The organism is Shewanella sp. 10N.286.51.B2 (assembly GCF_041469265.1).
Classification (GTDB): Bacteria; Pseudomonadota; Gammaproteobacteria; order Enterobacterales; family Shewanellaceae; genus Shewanella.
Genome location: NZ_JBFRKH010000034.1, coordinates 48607 through 72654, shown reverse-complemented (window position 1 = coordinate 72654; position 24048 = coordinate 48607). Strand labels below are relative to the sequence as shown.

Below are 24048 nucleotides of genomic sequence, written 5' to 3'. Positions count from 1 at the left end.
AATTTAAGGGAGGGTTACATGGTCAAGGGCATTGGATTCGACACCTCAGAAGCAATATTGTATCTCCCAGTAGGTACCGAACCACCAGCGACGTCTTTTACCCCAATTAGTCATGCAGATCTCATCAAGCGCATCGAAAACCCTGAATATTGGCCAATGGAAGTCTGGGACGGAAAACCACACCTTTCGGTGGCGGGGGTTCAATCAAAGTTAAACCTATTTCACATCGACAATGAATACGGCTTTGGTGAAGGAGAGCTCTGTTCAACTCATATCATTAAATTTGAAAAAACAGTCAGCAGCATCTGGTACTCAACGAATTTATGACCATGATACTGGCTAAACTTATTGGCAGAGACTTGTTTAATCACTCCACCAAGTAAGATATTTCCCGTTATATTTTATCACCTTAAGTAATAAATAAATCATTCCAAATGTGTTCTAAATTTTTAGCTAAATGATATGCCATAAGAGGAGGTACTGCATTACCGATTACTTTATATGCTCCACTAGCAGATAGTGAGTAGCAACTATTACTCTCTTTCTTAGTAAATACAAAATTATAGCTATCTGGAAAAGTTTGTAATCTTGCACATTCTCTTACTGTTAATCTTCTCTCTTTCTTTCCTTCTTCCAATTCATCGACCCAACGACCTCCTTTTTCTTCGGAAAGTCTACGATACTCAATGTTACCGTGATGTTCAGCTCGAATAGTTGGGCCAACCTTCATAGGGTTAACTTCAGTTTGCCCTTGTGACCCTTTGCAGTATTTCGCTTTTGAGAACTTTTGCTGTGCTGGGTCATGACTGAACTCAGGCTCTGGAAGATCTGAAAGGATTGATTTACTCATAACGAATGGCTTTGTATTCCCGCTGCAATCTTCATTATGTGATGCTTCAGGATATAGTTTGATACTTCCGTTTTCAATCGCTTCGATAGCCCCTTTTTTTAAAAAACTTCTATTCAACCCTATGAATATTACTCTTTCTCTACTTTGCGCAACGCCATAATTGGCAGCATTTAGAATTTGCGCTTCAACAACATAATATCCTTCGCCAATATTACGAAAATCATTTTCAATTATTCTTTTTACGTCACCGAGAGTCACTAAGCCTTTAACATTTTCAGCTAAAAATATTTTGGGTTTAGTTATTTCAATCACTTCTTTCATCCATAAATAAAGCTTCCCTCTGGTTTCCTCAGATGGGATATCTTCTTCTATTTTATTTTTATGTGTTTTATGTGAGTCGAAGCCTTTTCTTTTCCCTGCAACACTAAAATCCTGACATGGGAAGCCACCAGTAACAACATCTATATTTTCTGGGAAAGAAAAAGGATCATCTTTGTTTAGCGCTTTTCGAACAAGTTCAACAACACTCTCAGTATGAAAAACTTCTTCTACATTTGTCCCCCTCCCTTTAAAAAAAGTTTTCCAAGCAGCTTCTGCGTAGGGAAGAATGTCATTCGAAAAAACAGTCTCGAATGATGTCCGCTCTAACATTACTTTCTCATTGTCTATTTTTGTATACCATTGCTCATTATGAGTCATTGGGTTAATACTATCAGCATGGACGACAAACCCACCTTCAAAACCAAGGTCCATGCCTCCGCAGCCACTAAATAGTGATAATAGTCTCATATTTTACTCAATTGTTAACTTTGATTTATTCCCCAATAATACCAATTTTAAAGTGGAATGTCGCGTAGTTTATGTTTTATCTTATTGGGGGTTAATTATTTAAGGAAAATATTATGTATGAGTTAGGTATTAACATGAACTTAATGGAGTTTCTTGAGCATACATCTTCTCAACTAGAGTTAATTGATAAGAAAATATTAATTTCTAACCAGGGTAGTAAATTTGAAGCAATCTTATGTCAAGCAATGAATGATACGAAAAACAAGTTTAAAGTTAGCAATATAAGCAAGATTGAACATATCTCAGGCCAAAAATTCCCAGATATTATCATACATACGAATAATGGAATGTTTGGTGTTGAAGTTAAAACATCAAAGTCTATGAAATGGGAAACTTTGGGTGGGAGTATATTCGAATCAACCAAAATTAAAGGGGTTGATGTAATTGCTATTTTCTTTGCTAACTTTAGTGGTAGCAATCCGGAATATAGATTCAATTATATGGAGGATTGCATATCAGATATAGCGATAACACATAAGCCTAGATACGTGATAAAAATGGATTTAAATCAAGGAGAAAGTGTATTTGAGAAAACACAAATTACATACAATCAACTATCAGAATCAAATAACCCATTTGCTCTAGTGAGGGATTATATGAAAGAAAAAAGTGGTGATTTATGGTGGATAGATGATGATGATTCAGAGGAATATGACTATAAAAATAATGTTCAAGGTATTAGATTATGGAATACCTTATCGTCAATAGATGAAGAGAATTTGTTGGTTGAAATTTCGGCATTATTTCCGACTATTTTTTCGGCGAATAAAAACTATAACGACATATCAACATATTTAGCGACTAAAAAAGGCATTGTCAATCCATCTCTTAGGGATAAATTTTCAGCGGGTGGTAAATATCACTATGAGGGAGAGGAACTCCCAAAATACTTTAAGCGACTCTTGGATGATGGTTTTATTTGCAAATTGGCTGAGTACCTTGGAAACCCCAATATTAATGAAGTACGAGACTATTGGGGTAATATTGATGTTGGTTCTTATAAGGACATTTGGTTAAGCAAAGTGATTGAATACATTAACAGCCATGAACAAAGTCAGTTAAGCGATTCGGCTAAACAAGTGTTGATTAGCTATATAGAGCAAAATATCCGTTGATTTAACTCTGTAGCAGACTCTGTTTAACTACCTAGTGATACTGTAACTAATTTTGCGTAACAGCTTATCAAAAAGCCCCCTATAGAGAGTCAAGGATAGGCAGATACTCATGAACAAAAAAGATATTGAAGCTTTTGCTAAAGAAGCTGCTAAAAGCATTAAAACACCAGAAGACTTAAATCAATTCAGTCAGATGCTAAAAAATAACAGTTGAGACCGCCCTAATGCCGAAATGAATTTGAACTGGTTTAATTGAGCAGGACACTTTAAATAAGGGACAATGCTCCCGTATTGAGGTGTAAAATGACAAAACCAAAAAAACGAAACTTATACAACTGAATTTAAGTAAGAAGCTGTCGCTTTGGTTACTGAGCAAGGTTATTCGGTTTCAGAAGCCGCAGCGTCTTTGGGGGGGCACCACAAAACTGCGGCGCCGCTTAGCGAACTCTGATGTGGTCAAGTAAATCTGTACACGCTTAGGGGGGATTTTCTTATGCCGCCATTTCAGCTGCCGTTGGGGTCATATAATTATTGTAACTATGCCTGCGTTTTGTATTGTAATGTTTCAATATGTAGTTCAACACATCATGCTTTGCTTCATCAAAATGTTGATATCCGTTCTTTGGCATCCATTCCGTTTTATAGCTTCTAAAAAAACGCTCCATTACGGCATTATCCCAGCAACTCCCTCGACGGCTCATGCTCTGATTGATTTGATATTTCCAAAGCATTTGTCGATATTGGAGACTGCTGTAGTGACAACCTTGGTCTGAATGAAATAATAGACCTTTAGGCCGCCCACGACTTTCAAAAGCCATTCTTAAAGCTGCACAGGTCAAATCTGTATTCGGACTATCAGAACAAGCCCAGCCAACCACTTTTCTCGCATATAAATCCATGACTACCGCTAAATATAACCATTTTGTTCCAGACCAAATATAGGTGACATCGCCACACCAAACCTGGTTTTTAGCTTTAACATTAAACTGCCTTTTGAGCAGGTTAGGGGCAAATTTAGATTCATCTTTCGCTATTTTGTATCGATGCTTTCTGAGCTGAGTGCTCACCAATCCTGCATGCTTCATCAAACCAGCCGCTTTATAGCGACCGATATTTTCGCCTTGCTGATTTAATTGTCCCGCAATTGTTCTAGCCCCCGCAGAGCCTCGACTATCACTGTGTATCTCAACAGCTTGCTGGCATAATCGCTGATAATCTGGATTAACAATGCCGCGATGTTTTAGGTGATAGTGATAGCTACTTCGTGGCACTTCAAACAACTGACATAGTTGCTTAACAATGCTTTGCTCTCTTGATAATGACTCAATTAACGCTATCGTTTGATGTTGTCTTGCATTAAGAGAGCGGTAGCCTTTTTTAGGATATCTTTCTCCCATTCAATCTTCTTTATTTGAGCCTCAAGCTCTTGAATTCTCTTTTGTTCGGGCGTTAGCGCTTTTGTTGATGGTGTAATACCACTAAATTCTTCTTTGAGTTGTGCAACCCACCGCCTAATAGCCGTTGGGCCTACGCCTGTTGCTTCACAAGCTTCTCGAACGCTATAGCCTTGTTTAATCACAAGGTTAGCCGCATCAATTTTGAATTCTGTTGAGTAAGTAGGTTGAGTTGTCATCATTTTTACACCAATTTATCTTAAGGGGAGTTTACCCCATATCGGTGTACAGATTCATTAAGCCACAATACTCACACCAAGTGACTTTACTGAAAAATCAGGGTGTACGGTCTTTTTAACTTGGTCTGAGGCAGAGCAGCACTTTGCAGGTTCCACCGATGAGAAAACCTGTTTAAGTCAGCTGCGCGGGGCAACCTATGCCACATCAGAAGTGACCGTAAGCAAAGACAGTATTATTAGTTGGGATCGCGGCTATGACAGCGAGGATAAGCAAGTCTGGGGCGCAGAAAGGCTGGCTATATATTCTTGAAGCTTTAATCCGCTTTAGCACTAGCTGCTGCCCCATATTCTTTTCTTAAATTTGTAGTCCCAAAACCGACTGATAAATATATTCCTGTTCCATCGGCTCGAAATAAATACACAGGGTAAATACCTGACTGTGTTGTTTCTGTAATTTCCGGATTCATAATTGCAAGCCAAGGTACATCTGCCCAATTACCCGCACCCGCACTGGACTTAATCAAGTAATGATTATATTTCTCACTTACTTTATTCCTAACCGCCTCTTTCAACCCGTTTCTTAGTTGATTAGCAATAGGATGGTTCGTAAACCTCTCGCCTTTGGCAGCAACCCACCCATCAGCTATTTCAGATAGAAGTAACTTTATACTCATACTTTTCCTTAAACTCAGATTTCAGCGCTATTTATTATTTTAAGGCTTCAAGCCTTTTAGCTCTTTCACTTAATCCATTTAAAATTGAATCGCTGATATGCTCAAGAAAATCATCTGGTAACCTGGCTGTGACTCGATGAATCACTCCATCCACCGAATCTGCGACCTCTTGCAATATCTCTGTCATAACTATCGGGTCAAATCCCACCGCTTTAGCTGTCTGGATAAAGTGCCTTGGAAATATTTTGTCTACCGCATATTTTTTACCTTTAGTCGCTTTAAGCCCCATGGCTAATTTGGCATCGCGAATATTTAATCCTTGGCCGCCCATTGCTGGATACATGGATAAAATATCGTAAAAAGGGGTTAGTCTGTAACCGCCGCCAGCATCAATGAACAATGAAAAGTTTTTAGCATGCCCGTCTGTTGCTGCTAACAACCAAAACAGCACTTGGGACTTCATAAAATCGCACCTATCTTGTGCGGCATTGGTTGAGCCCAATAAGTAGTTCATTATTTGCTCAACACCTGGTCCACCATAGCTTTCATATTTTTTGGCAGAAGGGATATTCAAGGTTTGGCAAAAATCCTCTTGGGGTAAGCGCATAATCCATTGCTTATCTGATGATAGTTTGCGGTCAAAACGTTCAACGGCCAGTGCTTTCATATCGCCCACTTTTAGTATTGAGCATTGCGGCACAATTAAACCAAACTCCCTGACTATCATCATGCTCAGGTATTCATTTTCAACACTGTTTGTCATATCAATGGTGTGTGAATGACTTTGTATTTTGCCAATTGGTAATTTAATATTATGTGTTGTTGGTGTGGCTTTAATCGGAAGGCGCCAAGCATTTATTTGCGCATTATCTAAGTTCAACAGCGCTGTTTTTTCTTGCGCGCCGGCAATGGATATTCGAAAGTCATCTTCACCTGTTAGCATGCCTAACGGCATATTTGAAAGATAGCCTTGTAAGACTTTTTCCAATGCACTGTTGGATAACGGCTTAGATTCAATTTTCTTAACATCTAAGGGGAGTTGACCATGGGGCACAAATTGTAACGCGCCGACACTGTCTTGCCCCACTTTTGCTAATAAATCGAAAGCTTGGGTCGATTTCGCGTTATGCCGAGCAACAATTCTATTTCTGACTTCAATATTATCTGGCAGCAGGTTGTCGAAAAAGTTATACACTTCATCTCCCTTATAGCTTTGCACTCGCAGCGGCATAGACAAAGAGATAGGGCGGCAACCAGGTGTACTTAGCCATTGTGCAGCATACTTAAAGACATGCGAACCGGTAGAGGATTTAGTAAATTCGCCAACCAAATAGCCATTCATGTAAACATCAAGCGTGGCCATTACCATTCCTCTTTCCACTGTGCTTCAGCAGCCTTGACGTCATCAGCCGTTCGCTGACTTTCCGGTTCAGCCCCCCTCACCTTAATATCGAGTTCGAGGTTTAATGCCGATAAGATTTTAAATAAGGTGTCTACTTTTGTTGAATCAGGATTTTTCTCAAAGCTTGAAACAGTATCCTGACGAATACCCACGCTACTTGCCACTTTAGCTTGGGGCAGTTTCATATTCAGCCGTGTATCTTTGAGAAACGCACTAAGTTGCTTTGAGTTTGTTACCTTCATACTTTTCTACCTATAAACATGCATACAACTCACTTTACACGCTATAGCAGGTAAATCAAGTTCCACACGCTATAACCGTTAAAATTCTATTTACACGGTATAACCGTTAAGGTTAGTTTTACACGCTATAACCGTTAAAAATAGTTTTACACGCTGTAGCAGATATAAGCTGTAATTGCTTATTTTACTCTTTCAAACCGATGAGTTAACTTATCTCACAATGAGGCTAAACGAATCATTACAACTTCTAACTAAAAAACCAAAAACACCCTATTAATCGGAAAGGATTTCCTGTGAACATATCTCTTAACCGCATAGCGGTTTTCAGTGCTTTTTCAGCACTGGCTTTTATACCAATCACGTCTCAAGCAACTGAACAAGGCAAGCAAGCTTTATTACTTGAGTGGATGCAAGGTCACTTTGATAGCGAGCAGCAATCTATCAGTGATAAAGATTTTTTTAATATCCATCTCAATATGGTGCAAATTTGGCCCGAGGATAAATCCACTTGGCTGTATGTGGAGCAAGCAGCTGCAACACATTTAAATAAACCATACAGGCAGCGTGTTTATGAGGTCACAGCACTATCTACAACTGAGTTTGCTAGTAAAGTGTATATCTTTGAAAACGATAAAAGCTTCGCTGGCGTTTATAAAAATGATGATCCTCTGAGTGAGCTAACGCCTAAAGACTTAACTGAAAAGTCAGGCTGCACTGTGTTTTTAACTTGGTCTGATAAGTCACAATCTTTTGCAGGTTCTACTGATGAGAAAAGCTGTTTAAGTCAGCTACGCGGCGCAAGTTATGCCACATCTGAAGTTACGGTAACTAAAGACAGTATTGTCAGCTGGGATCGCGGTTATGACAGTAACGATAAACAAGTGTGGGGCGCTGAAAAAGCAGGCTATATTTTTTTGAAAGAGTAAATAGCATCCATAAAATTAAGTTGAAACCACGCAACTTCTCATCCAGCGCTATTTCAACTTTTAAGCTTCAAAACCTTTCCCAATCCGACCCCAATTGACTCTTTTAAAATAAAAAACACTGGTCAAAGCTGACTTCGTCTATAGCTATGATAAAGTGAATTATCTAACTAATTTTGTCGTTAAGTTGCCGTTTTTTAAGAGGGTGTTGTGGTTAAACTGAATATCGTCATCGACTTTTTACTGGCCCATAAGTTTTTACTTACGGTGTTAGTCATTATGCTCATTTCACTGACTAAGCGTTTAATTGTCTCGAAAATTCGTGGTGATGTGGCGTTTTTAAGTGAAGGTCAGCGAAAGTGGATGTCGCGCACCAAAAACAGTAGTTTCATCATTATTGTGGTGATCTTGTTTTTGCTATGGCAAACCGAAATCAGTAAATTTGCCCTGTCTGTGACTGCGATTGCGATTGCCTTTGTGGTGGCGTCAAAAGAGATTATTCTGTGTTTTACTGGCTCCATTCAGCGGGCGAGTTCGCGCTCATTTGTCATCGGTGACTGGATTGAAGTGGGTAAGCTGTGCGGCGAGGTCATTGAACACAACTTAATGGCGACGGTGATCCAAGAAATCGACTTGCACCATGGTCAGTACCATTACACCGGTAAAACAGTCACCTTCCCTAATAGTATGTTTTTTAGTTATGCGGTGAAAAACCTCAATTTCATGAAGCGTTATGTTTACCATAGCTTTTCCATTACCGTGGTTGAGTTTGTAAACTTGTATCCGCTGTTTCCTGCATTAACCAGCAAGATTGAAGCCCACTGTGAAGACTTTTTTGAAGTAGCAACTCGCTATAATAATATTATTGAAAGACATGCTGGCGTTGACCTGCCAGGACCTGAGCCACATATTCATATCCATAGCGGCCCTGCGGGTGAGCAAATGGTGCATATTATGATTTTTTGCCCCACTGAACGGGCAACCCATTTAGAGCAACACATTCGAGAAGATTTTATGATTGCCTATCATGAGGCGTTTCCTAAAGCGGCTGAAACGAGTGCTTGAGTTAACCTGCTAGGCTAATGTTCAGGGATAATGCTTCGAGCTGATACTTTGAGCTAAAGATTTACCCAAAAAGAAGCCACTCAATCGAGTGGCTTTATTTATGCTAAAAATCGAGCTACCTAACTCACTGAATGCAGTACATCATGTAGTTGCTGTAGGTCTTTGACTTCAAACGTTGGCGTAATGCCATCGACGGTTTGTTTACCGTGATGATTGAGCCAACAGGTATCAATCCCAGCATTAACGCCGCCTAAAATATCTGAATGCAGGTTATCGCCCACCATCAAAATATTGTGCTTTTCAGGGTTACCCATCAGCTTAAAGGTATGCTCAAAAATACTGACATCGGGTTTGGCTTTACCAAACTCTTCAGAAATCACCACATGCTCAAATGACGACTTAAAGCCGGTGCGTTCAAGGCGCACATTTTGCAGCTCAGTTAAGCCGTTGGTGATTATGCCTAAATTGGCTTTGCCTTTTAGGCTATCAACCAGCTGTTTCGCCCCCGGTAATGGCTGACAGATATCGGCCATGGCCGCTAAAAAATCACTGTTAAGTTGCTTGGTAGTGACATTGAGCTTTTCAGCCCAATGTAAAAAGCGGGTGTGTTGCAGCTGCGCGGCATCAATTAATCCTTGTTGATAATCCAGCCAAAGCTGCTTGTTTACCGATTGATAAAATTCAAAATCACTGGCGTTAAAATCAATATCAAAGTGTGAAAACATCAGCTTTAGGCCGCTAAATATATCAAAATCAAACAGGGTTTCATCGGCGTCAAACAATATCCATTGGTACTTCATGGTTCAGCCTTATCGACGTTTTGGTTTATGAAAATGATTTGAAACAGCCTAGTTATTATTCAAATAGCGTCACTAATTGCGCTTCTTGGGCAACCAAGCTGTTATATATGGTTAACTGGTTTGCCGCGCGATCGAGGTTATGGCCCTCACGATGAATACCAAAGTACACATCACCATTTAAATGATCGGTTAAAAACCGCGAACCTAGCATCAACGCCATCACTTTAATGCCTAACCACAGGCTGCGTTTTTCCAGCGGTGTTAATATTGCAGATAACTGCTCGGTATAGGCTTGAGTGGCTGCTTTAATAATCTCAGGGCGAGCAATGACTTTATCGAGCGCTGTAGAGTCTTCTTCCTCAGGTGAGCAAAACGCCCGTACCATGTCACCAAAGTCATACATTAAGTAGCCTTTCATGCAGGTGTCGATATCGATGACTGCCATGCTAGACATATCACGCTTATCAAACAGCATATTGTTGATTTTTGTGTCGTTATGGCAAATACGAAGTGGCAGTTGTTGCTCCACTTGGGCAAGCTCAGCAAATAAGGCTTGTTGCGATAACACTAAATCAACCCATTGCTGACAATCTGCTAAGCGCTGAGATTTATCATCAGCAACCGCTTGTTTAAGCTGTTGGATACGAAGAGGAAGGTTTAAGAAGTTAGGAATAACATCTTGTAAGCTATTAGCATCTAAATCACTCAATGCATGTGCAAAATGACCAAAAGCGCTGGCGGCCATTTTGGCTTCATCTTGATTAGTCACCACTTCAATTGTATGGCTATTGGCTAAATAGCTAATGGCTCGCCAATAACCTTTATCACCAAGGTTTACCGACAAACTTCCATCTTTAAGAACCACAGGCGAAATAACATCGAGCTGGTATTCACCCAAGGTAGATTTTTGGATGAGGTGATGACTCACTTTAGCAGCATTGTCGATTAACACGTCAGGTTTGGTGAACACTGTGGTATTAATTTGCTGTAGCACCATTTGCCCTGCTGGCCACTTAACCAAATAGGTTTGGTTAATATGACCATTGCCCAAAGGCGCAATAGTGGCACTTGTTACATCTGATGCTGCAATTCCATATAAAGGCAAAATTGTTTGCCTAATAAACTCAACCACCCAACACTCCATATCTTTTCTTTGCAAGCCAAACAGTTTAAGCCATCGCAGCCGGCAACACTAGTCACCTGTTGTGCTGCGATTTAAGCTCTTATAAGCTTTTCATAAATTGGCCAAATGCAGGCTCAGAGGATAATGTGGCTTGGCTGCCTTTGAGGCTAAAGTTATAACCACACAGTTTGAAGCTACCACGCATGGCAACATTGTTGATGAGCTTGGTATTATCCAGCGGTGAAAAGCGCGCTTCGGTGCCGCTATCTGCCATTAAATCAACGCTAATGGGCCTAAATTTACTGCCATCATTAAAGACTAATTCGGCGCAGCGTTTATCGCCTTGGGCTGTATCTAAACGCCAAATAGACTGAGCATCACCTTCATCGCCTAACCAGCGTAACACTAAAATATCTTCTTGTAAGATAAGCCAAAAACCATCAGGCAGTTTTACTCGCGCAGTTTCATTGCTTGCTAATGGTTGCTCAATGGCTGCGGTTTCAACAGGTACAATTTCGGTTTTTTCTGTGCCAGTAAATAATAAGCTAATTAGATAGATAACTAGGCCAATTGCACACATAACCCCTATAGCTTTTGCCGCCATTATAAGTATTTTTTTATTATCTTGCGCCCACACTAACCAAGATTTAAGTAATTCTGTCATCGAACCTGACTCTAATGCGCCTCGGTCAACTCGGTAGCTGGGCTTTTCATCAGCTTGATACCTAGCCTCGTCTGTTTCGCTATTGTATCCAGCTGCATTATTTGCAGAATGGTTAAACGGATTAAGCTCAGACTCTTTATAAACGGTTTCGTGCTGATAACCAGGCTCATGGCCCAGTTCGTCATCAAAACTGTTGTTATCAAAGCTTTCAATATCAGAGTTTGCGCTATCAACGTTGGCAGCGTCAGGGCTTTCAGCCCTAAGACTGGTGTTATTGCCATGTCCAATGGTCGGTTCTTGACGCTGCCTTACTCCCTGAGCGCCTGCAACAGGTTTAGCATGTGGGCCTTGATAGCCCATAACATAAAAATTATTTCTGCGGTTTTGATTACGGCTATTGCTCTTGGGTGCTGAAAACCACGCAAAACCAGCGCTCACTATGGCCGCTAAAATAAAAATGGTCACTGACACAGCAACAGGAAAACTAAATGCAATAGAAAGGCTAAAAAATAACAATAACAAGGTTGGGATTGCCACCAAAGAGCTTGGCTTAGCTGCGTCTCGTAAACGGCGTAAGCTGCTTAAAGCACTAATGGGCAGCGCCACTACCCCTGCAATAATAGTGGTAACAGAATGAGCAAATAACAGCGCGATGATTAATACAAAAATCAAACAAGATAATTGCACAGCCAACACTCTTTGACCGTTATCTCGGCCTTGGCGACAAAATAAGGATGAAAATGACACAAGAAATCCCAATAATAAATAAACAGAAACTATATAAGCAGACTAAACAATTTCATCACTAAAGTCAGCGAAACCACTGCATTTGCCGCAAAATTAATTGTAAAAACATCAATCACAAACCATTTAGCGCCATTAACATTGCCAGTTCATTTTTTTATTAACGAATATGACAAAATGAAATAGCCTTAGGTCTTTAAGCCTATGCATTAAACTAATCAATGTATTACTAAGGTTAGAAAAAAATCGCCGCTAATAACCACAGATTTATGCAGTTTTTTCCATCACAAATCTCGCAAATTGCCATGCTTTGAGTATAATACTCGCCCTGTAAAATAATCTGGTTGGAATTTGCACTATGAGCGCGAGAGGAAATCTATTTATTGTGTCTGCCCCAAGTGGCGCCGGTAAATCTTCGCTTATCTCTGCTTTATTAAAAGATAAGCCAAGCGACATGCAAGTGTCTGTATCACACACTACCCGTCAACCACGTCCTGGTGAAGTTAATGGTCAACATTATCACTTTGCCAGCGTTGAAGAATTTAAAGCGCTCATCGCTGATGAAGCTTTTTTTGAATGGGCAGAAGTGTTTGGTAACTATTACGGCACATCCCGCAAGGTCATTGAGCAAACATTAGCCAACGGTATTGATGTCTTTTTAGATATTGATTGGCAAGGCGCAGAGCAAGTTAAAAAGCTAATGCCTGAGGCCGTTGGGGTATTTATATTACCCCCTTCAAAAGCTGAGCTTGAACGCCGCCTAACTGGCCGAGGACAAGACAGCCAAGACGTGATTGACGGACGTATGGCTGAGGCTGTATCTGAGATGTCACACTATAAAGACGCTGATTATATTATTGTAAACGATGACTTTGATACCGCACTAGACGATCTGCGCGCGATCATTCGCAGCCAAAGATCAACCTGTGCTAGTCAGATCCATACTCATAATGGTATGATTAACGATCTGTTGGCAGACTAATTGTCATTAAGTACAATTTGCGTCACTTTTTCCCATAGATAACACTGGAGTTTCACCACATGGCTCGCGTAACTGTAGAAGACGCCGTACAACAAATCGGCAACCGTTTTGACATGATCCTGGTTGCAGCGCGTCGTGCACGCCAAATCGCTGTGCAAGGTAAAGACCCAATGGTTGAAGAGATGAATGATAAACCAACGGTTATCGCCCTGCGCGAAATCGAATTAGGTTTAGTCACCTCTAACACATTAGACGCTGATGAGCGTCAAACTGTACGTGAACGCGAAGCAGCTGAAATTGCCGCTGTTGCAGCAATTGCTGAAGGCCGTTCACTTTAAGGAGTAGCGCCACTTGTATCTGTTTGAAGGTCTAAAGGAGTCTGCCTCTGGTTATTTAGAACCAGCGCAAGTAGAGTTACTCAAGCAGGCGTACATTGTTGCGCGTGATGCCCATGAAGGGCAAATGCGCACAAGTGGCGAGCCCTATATTACCCACCCCGTTGCGGTAGCCCGCATCGTTGCAGATATGCGTCTTGATCACGAGACGTTAATGGCTGCACTGCTTCACGACACCATCGAAGATACCCCAGTTACCAAAGAAGAACTCACTGAGCTATTTGGCGTAACCGTGGCTGAACTGGTCGAAGGCGTGTCTAAACTTGAAAAAATCAAGTTCCGCGATAAAAAAGAAGCCCAAGCTGAAAACTTCCGCAAGATGATGATGGCAATGACGCAAGATATTCGCGTTATTTTGATCAAACTTGCTGACAGAACGCATAACATGCGAACTTTGGGTGCATTACGTCCTGACAAGCGTCGTCGTATTGCCCGTGAAACCTTAGAGATTTACGCACCGATTGCTAACCGTCTTGGTATTCACAATATCAAAAGCGAATTAGAAGATTTAGGTTTTCAAGCCTATTATCCGATGCGATATCGCGTTTTAAAAGAAGTCGTAAAAGCAGCCCGTGGTAATAGAAAAGAACTGATTAACAGTATTGAAACTGCCATAACCTCTCGCCTTGAAGATGCTGGAATTAACTGCAAGGTCAAAGGTCGTGAGAAAAACCTTTACTCAATTTACCTTAAAATGAGTAAAAAAGAACGGCAGTTTCAAGAAGTCATGGACATTTATGCCTTCAGAGTCATGGTCGATTCCATTGACACCTGTTACCGTGTATTAGGTGCCATGCATGGTCTTTATAAGCCTCATCCCGGTCGCTTTAAAGATTATATTGCCATTCCTAAAGCCAATGGTTATCAATCATTGCACACCTCATTATTTGGCCCCCATGCGGTTCCTGTTGAAGTACAAATACGTACTGAAGAAATGGACCTGATGGCGGACAAAGGGGTTGCTGCTCATTGGATGTATAAGAGCGGCACCAGTAGTTCACAACAAAGTACCACCCAAGTTCGCGCCCATAAGTGGATGCAAAGCTTGCTGGAGCTACAACAAAGCGCCAGTAGCTCATTTGAGTTTGTGGAAAATGTTAAAACTGAGCTATTCCCTGAAGAAATATACGTATTCACCCCAGAAGGCCGCATTTTAGAGCTGCCGGTGAATGCAACAGCGGTCGACTTTGCTTACGAAGTCCATACCGATGTGGGTAACACCTGTGTCGGCGCCCGTGTTAACCGTCAAGCTTATCCATTAAGTCAGCCGTTAATATCAGGCCAAACCGTTGAAATTATTACAGCTAAAGGCGCAAGACCTAATGCTGCATGGCTTAACTTTGTCGTAACAGGTAAAGCCCGCGGTAAAATTCGTCAAGTCTTGAAAAGTTTAACCAGTGACGATGCTGTGGCGCTCGGCAAACGGCTACTGAACCACGCATTAGGTGAAAACAAGCTTGATGACATCACCTTAGAGCAGCTTAAAAAAGTTATTGCTGAAACTAAGCATGACAATCTTGAATCGTTATTGGCTGATATCGGCCTAGGTAATGCCATGAGCATTGTGGTTGCCCAGCGCTTAATGGGTCACAAGCTCACCACTAAGAATGAAGATAGCGAAACCGAAGAGCACTTGATGCCAATTCGCGGCGCTGAAGGCATGTTGGTGACCTTCGCAAATTGCTGTCGTCCAATTCCAGGTGATGCTGTCATCGCCCATGTAAGCCCAGGCAAAGGCCTTGTGGTACACATGGAAAATTGCTCAAATATCCGTGGTTATCAAAGCGAGCCAGACAAATATATCCCAGTACATTGGGATAACGTTGAAGGTGAAAGCTATCAAGCCAATCTGCGAGTTGAAATTGTCAATCATCAAGGCGCACTGGCAAAAATCACCAGTATTATTGCTGCCGCCGGCTCAAATATTCATAACTTGAGCACTGAAGAGCGTGATGGCAGAGTCTATCTCATTAACCTGCGGATCTCAGTCGACGACCGTGTTCATTTGGCCAATGTTATGCGCCGCATTAGGGTATTACCTGAAGTCCTGCGCACCTCACGTAACCGCTAATAAATCAATCACGACTTCTGCACTGCAGAAGTCTTGCGCACCTGCCACAAACGTTAGTAATATTGATCCCCTAAATCCCTAAGTTAGATAACAGCTTAGGGATGACATCATTCATTTACTTGATCGCAGAGGGCGTCATGGCAGAAAAAATCATCATCGCAACCGATAAAGCTCCAACAGCAATTGGCACCTATTCTCAAGCTGTAAAAGTAGGTAGCACTGTTTACCTTTCAGGCCAAATCCCACTCGTACCAAGCACCATGGAAATGGTTAGCGATGATTTCTCTGAGCAGGTTGTACAGGTTTTCGAAAACTTAACCGCAGTATGTGATGCCGCTGGCGGCACTATGGCTGATATCGTTAAACTGAATATCTTTTTAACCGACTTATCTCACTTCGCTACCGTTAATGAAATCATGGCGCGCTACTTTACTCAACCTTATCCAGCACGTGCTGCAATCGGGGTAAAACAGCTGCCAAAAGGCTCATTAGTGGAAATGGATGGAATAATGGAGATCTAGCTCACAAACCGAGTTTTATCCTGAAGGGTGCCATTGGCACCCTTTTTTATTAGAGCTATTACTCAAGAGGTATTTAACTTTCAGTGAAACATGCTAGTTTATAAGTAGAAATTATCTCGTTAAGTTGTTCTCGCGTTTGCGAATAGGCTGATAAATAGCCATACTGAGATGATTGCATTAGCAAACTACAAATAAATGCATCCTACATTAAAAACAAAAAGAACATGGAATTGTCGATGGAAAATCTAATAAAAACGCCAGTAGAAATGTTATCTCATTGGGCTGAAACCCAAGGGGATGCCGTATATTTACGACAACCAATTAACGGCCAGTTTGTTGACTTCACATGGGGAGAAGTTCAGCAAAAGGTACAACAAATTGCAGGCGCATTACGCCACTTAGGTCTAGTACCGGGTGACAAAGTTGCTCTGCTTTCTAAAAACTGTGCCGAGTGGTTTATTACCGATCTTGCCCTTATGCACGGCGGCTACATCAGTGTGCCAATCTATCCCACTGCTAACGCTGAAATGATCCGCTATGTATTAGAACACAGTGGCGCTAAAGCTATCTTCACCGGAAAACTTGATTTTTGGGCCGATCAAGAAGCCGGTGTCGGCGGTGAAATCCTCCGTTTAGCTTTACCTTATGACACCATGCCAGCGCAATATCATTGGGAAAAACTGCTTGAGTTAGGGCAACCATTAGTGGATGCGCCTACGCCTAGTAGCGATCAAATGATGACGCTCATTTACACCTCGGGCTCTACTGGTAAACCAAAAGGCGCAATGCAAACCTTCGGCAGTTACGGCTGGACTTGTGAAGCGGTTGTGCGCGATTTAAAAACCAATACCACAGACAGATTATTATCCTACTTGCCTTTAGCGCACATTACTGAGCGGGTAGCGATTCAAGGATCGTCTTTTTACTCCGGCTCGTCGGTGGCGTTTGTCGAAAGTTTAGATTCTTTTGTGGCTGATGTGCAGCGATGCCGCCCGACGGTCTTTTTCTCGGTGCCGCGTTTATGGACCCTGTTTCAGCTCAATATTGTCAATAAAATTGGCCAAAGCAAGCTGGATTTATTGCTTAAAATCCCACTGGTTAGCGGCTTAGTTAAACGTAAAATCCAAAAAGGTTTAGGCTTAGAGCATTGCCGTTTATTAGGTTCAGGATCAGCCCCCATCCCACCATCTCAATTAGAGTGGTACAACAAAATCGGCATGAATATTTCAGAAGCCTGGGGCATGACCGAAAACTGTGCTTACTCAATTATTAACTTCCCATTTAATGCCTCAAAAATTGGTAGCGTGGGTCGCCCTGTTGAAGGCTGCCAAGTTCGCCGCACCGATGAAGGTGAGTTAATGGTTAAGAGCCCAGGTTTGATGACAGGTTATTACAAGCAAGAAGAAGCCACAGCAGCATGCTTTGATGCTGATGGATTTTTCCATACGGGTGACTTATGTGAAATCGATGAAGATGGCTACATTTCTATCACTGGCCGCGTTAAAGATAACTTTAAAACCTCTAAAGGTAAGTATGTGGCGCCGGTGCCTATTGAGCGTAAAATAGCCCAAGATCCGCACATTGAGCTACTTTGTGTCATTGGCTCAGGCTTACCGCACCCGATCACCTTAGTGCAATTATCTGAAGGCTCAGCCTTGCAAGCCCGCGAAGAAGTGCGCGCGTCACTGAAAGCGACCCTAGATGGAGTTAACCCGCACCTTGAGTCCCATGAAGTTGTGGATGCCATTGTCGTAGTGACAGAGCCTTGGACCATTGAAAATGATGCCCTAACCCCTACACTTAAAATTAAGCGTCATGTGTTAGAAAAGCAGTTCAGTGCCAAAGTTGACGGTATTCGCGGCGCTAAAGTGTGCTGGGAAGACGAGATTTAGCACCACAGTAATTCGCTTCAATATATTGGCCGCCTAAGCTTTAACAAGCCGGCGGCTTTTTTATCAATGACATTTGTCACCTCAAACTGGTGACGTTTGTGTCTGCCCTGTGCAAGCCCTTTGTTAGATACTAACTCCGTAGCAACACACCTTAAATGCAATAAACGGAGTTAATCATGACATCACTAATCTTAAAATCTCTTATCTCAAAATCAACCGTCATGGCGGTAACACTGACGTTAGTCAGTAGTGCTAGCAATGCCGATATCGGCGCTATCGATATGGCAGCCAACACAATGGATCTACAACAGCTAAAGGTTCTCAGCGAACAATCTGTGGATTATGAACACGCCTATGCACAATATCGCATCGCCATTACAGCCAATATTAGCGGTCTGCGCGGAGTGGCTAAAAAAGCCCTCAATGATGCACAGTCGACACTTGAAACTGTATTGAGCCGTGAAGACGATGCTGAGTCAATGGCGCTACTGGCTTCTGTTTACGGTATGCAAATCGCCAATGACTCAAGCAAAGGACAATCTCTGGGAATGAAGGTAAGTGCTTTACTGGCTCAAGCAGAACAACTCAGCCCTGAAAATCCCCGTATTGCGTTAGTCAGAGCAATGAGCGCCTTTTATACTCCCGCTCAATATGGCGGCGGTATGGATAAGGCTGAGCAATATGCCACTGATGCGATTCGTTTTTATGAACAGCCATGTGTTGATATCTGCTGGGGGCATACTGAAGCGTACACCTGGCGCGGAATCGCTAAGCAAGAATTAGGTCGTCAAAAAGAAGCAATTAATGATTGGCAACACGCTGTAGAAATTGATCCTAATTACGCTTGGGCAAATTTTTTACTTAAACAACAAGCGCGTTAATCCGATGCTGCTGAAGCTAGCTACTGCAGACATACACATTATGACTCGGTTGCAGTATGCTAACTTCGCAAGGAGGCTTCATGTCTAATATCAATACAAAACACTCGGTCAATAGTAGCAACACTCGCGTTCACCCAGAAAAAGCCTATCGACAAAAAACAGCTTGGGTATATCTGCTCAATCTGATTTTTTACTTTATTCCACTTTGGTTTATGCGGGATGATTGGGCTCGGGTCGGTGTCAGCTTGTTACTCATATTTCCCTTCTTATATGGGTACTTTTGGGCTTACAAAAGCTCAGCCGCTCAAGGGAAATATCCTATTGCTTTAATGCTCATCACTGCGAGCATTGCCACCATATTTACCAGCGGCTCCATTTCATTTTTCAGTTTTGCCGGTTTTTTTATTGGTTTTTTCTATTCACTGCGCACCGCCATTATTAGCTTTATTCTTATCAGTACTTGGCTGTGGCTACTCAATTACATCGTGGGCTATGAAGCTTATTATTTTCCGCTATACGGTATGTTAATCACCTTTGTGGGGGGGCTATTTGGCGTGGTTGAGCATAACAATGAACGCATCAGGCGCCAACAAAGACAATCAAATGATGAAATCGCTAACTTAGCAACGGCACTGGAGCGTGAACGTATTGCGCGCGATTTACATGACATCATGGGGCACAATTTATCTTCCATTGCACTGAAAGCACAACTCGCCGAAAAACTGGTTGAAGCAGGCGAGCTTGCTGTTGCAAAACAGCATTTACAGGAACTTGCTGATATCGCCAGAAACAGCTTAACTGAAATTCGCCAAACGGTTTCTAATTACAAACATAAAGGCTTACAAGATACGGTCAATCAACTATGCAGTTTATTAAGACAAAAAGAAATTGAAGTACATCTCGAGGGTAAATTACCACCATTAACACCTTTGCAAGAAACTCAACTAGGGCTAATGTTGACAGAATTAGTTAATAATATGCTCAAACATAGCCAAGCCAGTCAATGTGTATGGTGCTTTAACACCTTAGATAAGCAGCTTATTGTTAGCCTAAGTGACAATGCTAACACCAAAGTTATTAAAGAAGGTAATGGCTTAAAAGGCATTAGAGAGCGAGTGAACTTATTGGGCGGCAAGTTTAGTTATCATATTAACGATGGCTACCGTTTTAGCATCAGTTTGCCCCTTGAAGCAGAGCAAGTCAGTGAACCTAAAGTTGACAACGACACGGAACAGCCTTAATGAAGATTTTATTAGCAGAAGATCAAGCCATGGTGCGCGGGGCATTATCTGCCCTACTTACCCTTGCCAAAGATGAACTCGGTGAAGTCGATATCACAGAAGCAGAAGATGGTAACCAAGCCATGGCAATGCTTAAAGAGCAGCATTTTGATTTGCTGCTCAGTGATATTGAAATGCCCGGTCACAGCGGCGTTGAGCTGGCTCAGTGGCTCGCAGCATATCAAGCCGAGGCTGCAACAATGCAACCTAAAACTAAAATCATCATCTTAACCACTTTTGGCCGCGTAGGTTACATCAAAAGAGCACTCAGTTGTGGCGTCGAGGGATTTTTGCTAAAAGATGCGCCATCAGAAAGTCTAGTCAACGCTATTAAACAGGTGATGGCAGGTAAAAAAATTATCGATCCAGAGCTGGCGATCAGCGCCATTGGTGATATTGACCCACTCAATGATAAAGAAAGAAAAGCGCTACGATTAGCCAGTGATGGCTTATCAACCAGTGATATCGCCGCCCAGTTATTTATCGCCGAAGGTACTGTGCGGAATTACCTTTCTGAAGCGATCTCCAAGCTCAATGCCACCAATCGCATAGATGCGGCGCGAATAGCTAAACAAAAAGGCTGGTTATAGAGGCAGTTAAGCCTGATATCTGGATTAATATTGCCTTGTATTAAAACTCTGCTAAGATAAGCCATAACATCTGTATATATTTACAGTACTATCATTGCTAACAAGCATCAGGGCGATAAAGTTGACTGTATAACTCTTTGGATAACTGTCAAAGTTAACCGCCAAAGTGAATGACTCTTTTTACTGAGCAAGTTTACAATATCAACAAAGTCTAAGTGGTGAAGTCTGTGGTCAACTTAATAGATAAAGGCATTGTAGATTTGCAATCATTGGATCAGGTTCCGATAACCGACTTAAAAGGCGTCGCTAAAAAAGCCGCTGAAAAGCTGGCAAAGCTTGGTATTAAAACAGTGCAAGATGTACTGTTTCATTTGCCGCTGCGCTACGAAGACCGTACTCAAATCTATCCCATCAATGCCTTATACCCTGCAATGTATGCCACCGTTGAAGCCGAAATACTCTCGACTCAAATAGTGCCAGGACGCAGACGTATGCTGACCTGCAATATTGCTGACGAGAGTGGTTACCTCACACTGCGTTTTTTTAACTTCTCTGTTGCCCAGCGTAACGCCATGCAAAACGGCGCAATCATTCGTGCCTATGGTGAAATCAAGCGCGGTAATCGCCATATTGAGATAATCCACCCAGAATACAAAATCATTAAAGCTGGCGAAAACCCAGCCCTGAGTGATTCACTGACCCCTATTTATCCTTCGACTGAAGGATTAAAACAAGCCAGTTGGATTAAGCTCACCGAGCAGGCACTAACTATGCTCAATCAAGGTGGCTTAACAGAGTTACTACCACCAGCCCTGCAACCCAACAATATGAGCATTGGTCAGGCATTATCCTTAATCCATCGACCGCCCAATAACATCGCCCAAGCCGATTTAGAGCAAGGCATGCACCCCGCTCAGCAGCGCTTAGTCCAAGAAGAGTTACTGGCCCATAACTTAAGTATGCTGCAATTACGTCAGCGCAATAACCTTGATAAAGCGGTGACTTTACCCGCCACCGGCCAGCTATTAAATCCATTTTTAAAAGCCTTACCTTTTAAGCCAACAGGGGCCCAGCAACGAGTCGTAGCTGATATCGGTATTGATATTGAAAAGCCCACACCTATGATGCGCTTAGTGCAAGGGGATGTGGGCTCGGGTAAAACCTTAGTGGCCGCCTTAGCAGCCCTGCAAGCCATTGAAAATGGTTATCAGGTGGCGATGATGGCACCGACGGAATTATTAGCAGAGCAACACGCAGTCAACTTTGCCGCCTGGTTTGAACCATTAGGGCTAAAAGTGGGCTGGTTAGCAGGCAAGTTAAAAGGCAAAGCCAGAACACAATCATTGGCTGATATCGCCGATGGCAGCGCCAACATGGTAATTGGCACCCATGCTATTTTCCAAGAGCAGGTCAGTTTTAATAAGCTCGCGTTAATCATTATTGATGAACAACACCGTTTTGGGGTCCATCAACGCTTAGGATTACGCGAAAAAGGCGTCAGCCAAGGCTTTCATCCGCATCAATTAATAATGACAGCTACGCCAATTCCGCGCACGTTAGCGATGACGGCTTATGCTGATTTAGAAACCTCTATCATTGATGAGTTACCGCCAGGAAGAACCCCTGTTACCACGGTTGCCATTAGCGATAATCGCCGCGAACAAATCATCGAGCGGGTAAAACAAGCCGCGCTAAATGATAATCGGCAGATTTATTGGGTTTGTACTCTCATTGAAGAATCTGAAGTTCTTGAGTGCCAAGCCGCTGAAGATACCGCTGCAGAATTAAGCCAATTACTACCCGAATTAAAGGTTGGCTTAGTGCACGGACGTATGAAAAGTGCAGAAAAACAGCAAATAATGGCCCAATTTAAGGCGGGTGAACTACATTTATTAGTGGCAACAACGGTTATTGAAGTGGGAGTCGATGTGCCTAATGCCAGTTTAATGATTATTGAAAACCCTGAGCGGTTAGGCTTGGCGCAATTGCATCAGTTACGTGGCCGAGTAGGCCGAGGCTCTATTGCCAGCCACTGCGTGTTATTGTACAAAGCACCGTTATCACAAACTGCCACCAAACGTTTAGGAGTACTAAGGGCCAGTAACGATGGCTTTGTTATTGCCCAAAAAGACTTAGAAATAAGAGGCCCAGGTGAAGTACTCGGTACCCGCCAAACCGGCTTGGCAGAAATGAAAATCGCTGATTTAGTCAGGGATCAATATCTGATTGAAAACACACAAAAATTAGCGGCCCATGTTATGCAACAAGTGCCACAAAATGTAGACAGCATTGTTCAACGTTGGTTAGGGGATCGCCAGCAATACGTACAAGCATAAATTATTGTTAACCTTGGCTATTATTACTAGACAAGTGTTGAGATTATTGCAGAATGAAAATAAGGTTTAAGCCTTATATGCCACCAAATGAAAATGTAACAAATTCAATGATATTGGTTCCCTTTCGACGTTTAAAGCTAAGGAATAGACATGCAAGTCAATCAAAATGATAGAGCCACACCGCACTCAAGTCGCGCCAGTGGTAGTAACGCGGGTGTGATTGGTATCACCATTGCGGTTTTACTGGCTGGTGCAGGCTATTTCTACTTCTCGGCCGATAAAGCGCCTGAAGTCGAAGCGCCAATACCTGTGCAACTACCAGAGCCTGTGCCTGAACAACCTATTGAGCAAGAGCCTATTGAAGAAGTGATAGTGGAAGTTATTGAACCCACTATTATTGAAGCTCCAGAGCCTGAAGTAGTAGAGCCCTTACCTACACTGATTGAAAGTGATGACTTTGTCGCCCAGAAAACGGTTGAGATGGCTGATGGGATGAAAATCGAGCCACTACTTGTTAAAAAAGACATTGCCCGCCAGTTTGTGGTATTTGTCGATAATATGGCCCAAGGTGAAGTGATCCGTAAAGCCAGCCCACTGAAAGGCCCTAAAGATAAATTCACCGTCAGTGAAATCACTAACAAAACCTATTTAAACCCTGACAGTTACCATCGTTATGACCTGTACGCCAACATGGTGTCAGATATGAATGACGAGCAGTTAATCAACACTTATAAAGAACTCATGCCAATATTTGACGAAGCTTTTGCAGAGCTAGGTTATAGCGATATGTCATTTGACGAGCGCATGCAGCAAGCCTTTGAGATGATCTTATCAGCGCCGATTATTGAAGACCCGATTGAATTAAGCTCTATCAGCGTTAACTATCAATTTGTCGATCCAAAGCTTGAAGCGCTACCCAACGTGCAAAAGTTTATGGTGCGTATGGGACCTGAAAATAGCCGTAAAATTAAAACGGCAATTAGAAAACTTCAGCAGCAAATGGCCAACTGATAGAA

General features: G+C 42.2%; 22 protein-coding genes and 1 pseudogene. 15 read left to right on the top strand and 8 right to left on the bottom strand.

The window, feature by feature from the left end:
• A pseudogene (locus AB4140_RS09465) lies at positions 1-327 on the top strand (hypothetical protein); the annotation flags it as partial.
• 82 nt (positions 328-409) lie between these two features.
• Here the strand turns inward: AB4140_RS09465 and AB4140_RS09460 are convergent.
• Entirely contained in the window at positions 410-1639 is a 1230-nt protein-coding gene (locus tag AB4140_RS09460) for a DNA cytosine methyltransferase (RefSeq protein ID WP_372000722.1), read from the bottom strand.
• A gap of 113 nt (positions 1640-1752) precedes the next feature.
• Between AB4140_RS09460 and AB4140_RS09455 the strand changes: the two genes are divergently transcribed.
• Complete coding sequence (locus AB4140_RS09455; protein WP_372000720.1) at positions 1753-2814, top strand: hypothetical protein; 1062 nt, start codon at positions 1753-1755, stop codon at positions 2812-2814.
• A 491-nt stretch (positions 2815-3305) separates the two neighbouring features.
• Here AB4140_RS09455 and AB4140_RS09450 read toward each other — a convergent pair.
• Positions 3306-4450 (bottom strand): IS3 family transposase gene (locus tag AB4140_RS09450; RefSeq protein ID WP_372000718.1). Its coding sequence is split into 2 segments (ribosomal slippage): positions 3306-4195 and positions 4195-4450, totalling 1146 coding nucleotides; the frame shifts between segments, so codons are not numbered across the junction.
• 64 nt (positions 4451-4514) lie between these two features.
• On the opposite strand from AB4140_RS09450, the gene AB4140_RS09445 reads away from it, so the two are divergent.
• On the top strand, positions 4515-4757 hold the full coding sequence (locus AB4140_RS09445; protein WP_372000726.1) for a CpcT/CpeT family chromophore lyase: 243 nt from the start codon (positions 4515-4517) through the stop codon (positions 4755-4757).
• Positions 4758-4761: 4 nt separating this feature from the next.
• Here AB4140_RS09445 and AB4140_RS09440 read toward each other — a convergent pair whose 3' ends face one another.
• From AB4140_RS09440 to AB4140_RS09430, 3 genes are read right to left on the bottom strand one after another with little or no spacing between them, the layout of a single operon-like run.
• A complete protein-coding gene (locus tag AB4140_RS09440) occupies positions 4762-5121 on the bottom strand; it encodes an MrcB family domain-containing protein (protein ID WP_372000716.1) in 360 nt (119 codons plus the stop codon).
• A 34-nt stretch (positions 5122-5155) separates the two neighbouring features.
• Positions 5156-6484, bottom strand: a complete 1329-nt coding sequence (locus AB4140_RS09435; protein WP_372000714.1) for a type II toxin-antitoxin system HipA family toxin — start codon at positions 6482-6484, stop codon at positions 5156-5158.
• Complete coding sequence (locus AB4140_RS09430) at positions 6484-6765, bottom strand: helix-turn-helix domain-containing protein (RefSeq protein WP_372000712.1); 282 nt, start codon at positions 6763-6765, stop codon at positions 6484-6486. Before AB4140_RS09430 ends, AB4140_RS09435 begins: the two co-directional genes overlap by 1 nt.
• A 293-nt stretch (positions 6766-7058) precedes the next feature.
• Here AB4140_RS09430 and AB4140_RS09425 point away from each other — a divergent pair, with 293 nt between their 5' ends.
• The gene (locus AB4140_RS09425; RefSeq protein ID WP_372000710.1) at positions 7059-7691 is read left to right on the top strand and encodes a chromophore lyase CpcT/CpeT; all 633 of its coding nucleotides are present in this window, start codon (positions 7059-7061) and stop codon (positions 7689-7691) included.
• Between the two features lie 207 nt (positions 7692-7898).
• A complete protein-coding gene (locus AB4140_RS09420) occupies positions 7899-8753 on the top strand; it encodes a mechanosensitive ion channel family protein (protein ID WP_372000708.1) in 855 nt (284 codons plus the stop codon).
• 119 nt (positions 8754-8872) lie between these two features.
• Here the strand turns inward: AB4140_RS09420 and yjjG are convergent, their stop codons facing one another.
• The 3 genes from yjjG to AB4140_RS09405 form a co-directional block, all read right to left on the bottom strand.
• The gene (yjjG, locus tag AB4140_RS09415) at positions 8873-9553 is read right to left on the bottom strand and encodes a pyrimidine 5'-nucleotidase (RefSeq protein ID WP_102476571.1); all 681 of its coding nucleotides are present in this window, start codon (positions 9551-9553) and stop codon (positions 8873-8875) included.
• Between the two features lie 55 nt (positions 9554-9608).
• A complete protein-coding gene (locus AB4140_RS09410) occupies positions 9609-10685 on the bottom strand; it encodes a phosphotransferase enzyme family protein (protein WP_102476601.1) in 1077 nt (358 codons plus the stop codon).
• A gap of 91 nt (positions 10686-10776) precedes the next feature.
• A complete protein-coding gene (locus tag AB4140_RS09405; RefSeq protein WP_303446703.1) occupies positions 10777-12087 on the bottom strand; it encodes a hypothetical protein in 1311 nt (436 codons plus the stop codon).
• A gap of 355 nt (positions 12088-12442) precedes the next feature.
• Here AB4140_RS09405 and gmk point away from each other — a divergent pair, with 355 nt between their 5' ends.
• The 10 genes from gmk (at position 12443) to AB4140_RS09355 (ending at position 24043) form a co-directional block, all read left to right on the top strand.
• Positions 12443-13066, top strand: coding sequence for a guanylate kinase (gene gmk / locus AB4140_RS09400; RefSeq protein ID WP_102476572.1), 624 nt, complete (start codon positions 12443-12445; stop codon positions 13064-13066).
• Positions 13067-13125: 59 nt separating this feature from the next.
• Positions 13126-13404: a DNA-directed RNA polymerase subunit omega gene (gene rpoZ / locus AB4140_RS09395; RefSeq protein ID WP_076538077.1), complete on the top strand. Its 279-nt coding sequence runs from the start codon at positions 13126-13128 to the stop codon at positions 13402-13404.
• A gap of 13 nt (positions 13405-13417) precedes the next feature.
• Positions 13418-15532, top strand: coding sequence for a bifunctional GTP diphosphokinase/guanosine-3',5'-bis pyrophosphate 3'-pyrophosphohydrolase (gene spoT / locus AB4140_RS09390; RefSeq protein WP_303412455.1), 2115 nt, complete (start codon positions 13418-13420; stop codon positions 15530-15532).
• Positions 15533-15669: 137 nt separating this feature from the next.
• Positions 15670-16053, top strand: a complete 384-nt coding sequence (locus tag AB4140_RS09385; RefSeq protein ID WP_076538417.1) for a RidA family protein — start codon at positions 15670-15672, stop codon at positions 16051-16053.
• 236 nt (positions 16054-16289) lie between these two features.
• The gene (locus AB4140_RS09380; RefSeq protein WP_076538083.1) at positions 16290-17945 is read left to right on the top strand and encodes an AMP-binding protein; all 1656 of its coding nucleotides are present in this window, start codon (positions 16290-16292) and stop codon (positions 17943-17945) included.
• A 176-nt stretch (positions 17946-18121) separates the two neighbouring features.
• Positions 18122-18826, top strand: a complete 705-nt coding sequence (locus tag AB4140_RS09375) for a hypothetical protein (RefSeq protein WP_102439857.1) — start codon at positions 18122-18124, stop codon at positions 18824-18826.
• Between the two features lie 80 nt (positions 18827-18906).
• Complete coding sequence (locus AB4140_RS09370) at positions 18907-20067, top strand: sensor histidine kinase (protein WP_372000705.1); 1161 nt, start codon at positions 18907-18909, stop codon at positions 20065-20067.
• Positions 20067-20696: a DNA-binding response regulator gene (locus tag AB4140_RS09365; RefSeq protein ID WP_102439859.1), complete on the top strand. Its 630-nt coding sequence runs from the start codon at positions 20067-20069 to the stop codon at positions 20694-20696. Before AB4140_RS09370 ends, AB4140_RS09365 begins: the two co-directional genes overlap by 1 nt.
• Before the next feature lie 260 nt (positions 20697-20956).
• Entirely contained in the window at positions 20957-23032 is a 2076-nt protein-coding gene (recG, locus tag AB4140_RS09360) for an ATP-dependent DNA helicase RecG (RefSeq protein ID WP_372000724.1), read from the top strand.
• Between the two features lie 150 nt (positions 23033-23182).
• On the top strand, positions 23183-24043 hold the full coding sequence (locus AB4140_RS09355; protein ID WP_102520350.1) for a DUF3014 domain-containing protein: 861 nt from the start codon (positions 23183-23185) through the stop codon (positions 24041-24043).
• Positions 24044-24048: the final 5 nt, after the last annotated feature.

What these genes read in the sequence shown, in the direction of transcription:
- gmk (WP_102476572.1), top strand. Translation starts at nt 12,443, where the DNA reads ATGAGCGCGAGAGGAAATCTATTTATTGTGTCTGCCCCAAGTGGCGCC.
- AB4140_RS09380 (WP_076538083.1), top strand. Translation starts at nt 16,290, where the DNA reads ATGGAAAATCTAATAAAAACGCCAGTAGAAATGTTATCTCATTGGGCT.
- AB4140_RS09385 (WP_076538417.1), top strand. Translation starts at nt 15,670, where the DNA reads ATGGCAGAAAAAATCATCATCGCAACCGATAAAGCTCCAACAGCAATT.
- AB4140_RS09365 (WP_102439859.1), top strand. Translation starts at nt 20,067, where the DNA reads ATGAAGATTTTATTAGCAGAAGATCAAGCCATGGTGCGCGGGGCATTA.
- rpoZ (WP_076538077.1), top strand. Translation starts at nt 13,126, where the DNA reads ATGGCTCGCGTAACTGTAGAAGACGCCGTACAACAAATCGGCAACCGT.
- AB4140_RS09430 (WP_372000712.1), bottom strand. Translation starts at nt 6,765, where the DNA reads ATGAAGGTAACAAACTCAAAGCAACTTAGTGCGTTTCTCAAAGATACA.
- AB4140_RS09460 (WP_372000722.1), bottom strand. Translation starts at nt 1,639, where the DNA reads ATGAGACTATTATCACTATTTAGTGGCTGCGGAGGCATGGACCTTGGT.
- AB4140_RS09375 (WP_102439857.1), top strand. Translation starts at nt 18,122, where the DNA reads ATGACATCACTAATCTTAAAATCTCTTATCTCAAAATCAACCGTCATG.
- AB4140_RS09455 (WP_372000720.1), top strand. Translation starts at nt 1,753, where the DNA reads ATGTATGAGTTAGGTATTAACATGAACTTAATGGAGTTTCTTGAGCAT.
- yjjG (WP_102476571.1), bottom strand. Translation starts at nt 9,553, where the DNA reads ATGAAGTACCAATGGATATTGTTTGACGCCGATGAAACCCTGTTTGAT.
- AB4140_RS09440 (WP_372000716.1), bottom strand. Translation starts at nt 5,121, where the DNA reads ATGAGTATAAAGTTACTTCTATCTGAAATAGCTGATGGGTGGGTTGCT.
- AB4140_RS09355 (WP_102520350.1), top strand. Translation starts at nt 23,183, where the DNA reads ATGCAAGTCAATCAAAATGATAGAGCCACACCGCACTCAAGTCGCGCC.
- AB4140_RS09435 (WP_372000714.1), bottom strand. Translation starts at nt 6,484, where the DNA reads ATGGCCACGCTTGATGTTTACATGAATGGCTATTTGGTTGGCGAATTT.
- AB4140_RS09370 (WP_372000705.1), top strand. Translation starts at nt 18,907, where the DNA reads ATGTCTAATATCAATACAAAACACTCGGTCAATAGTAGCAACACTCGC.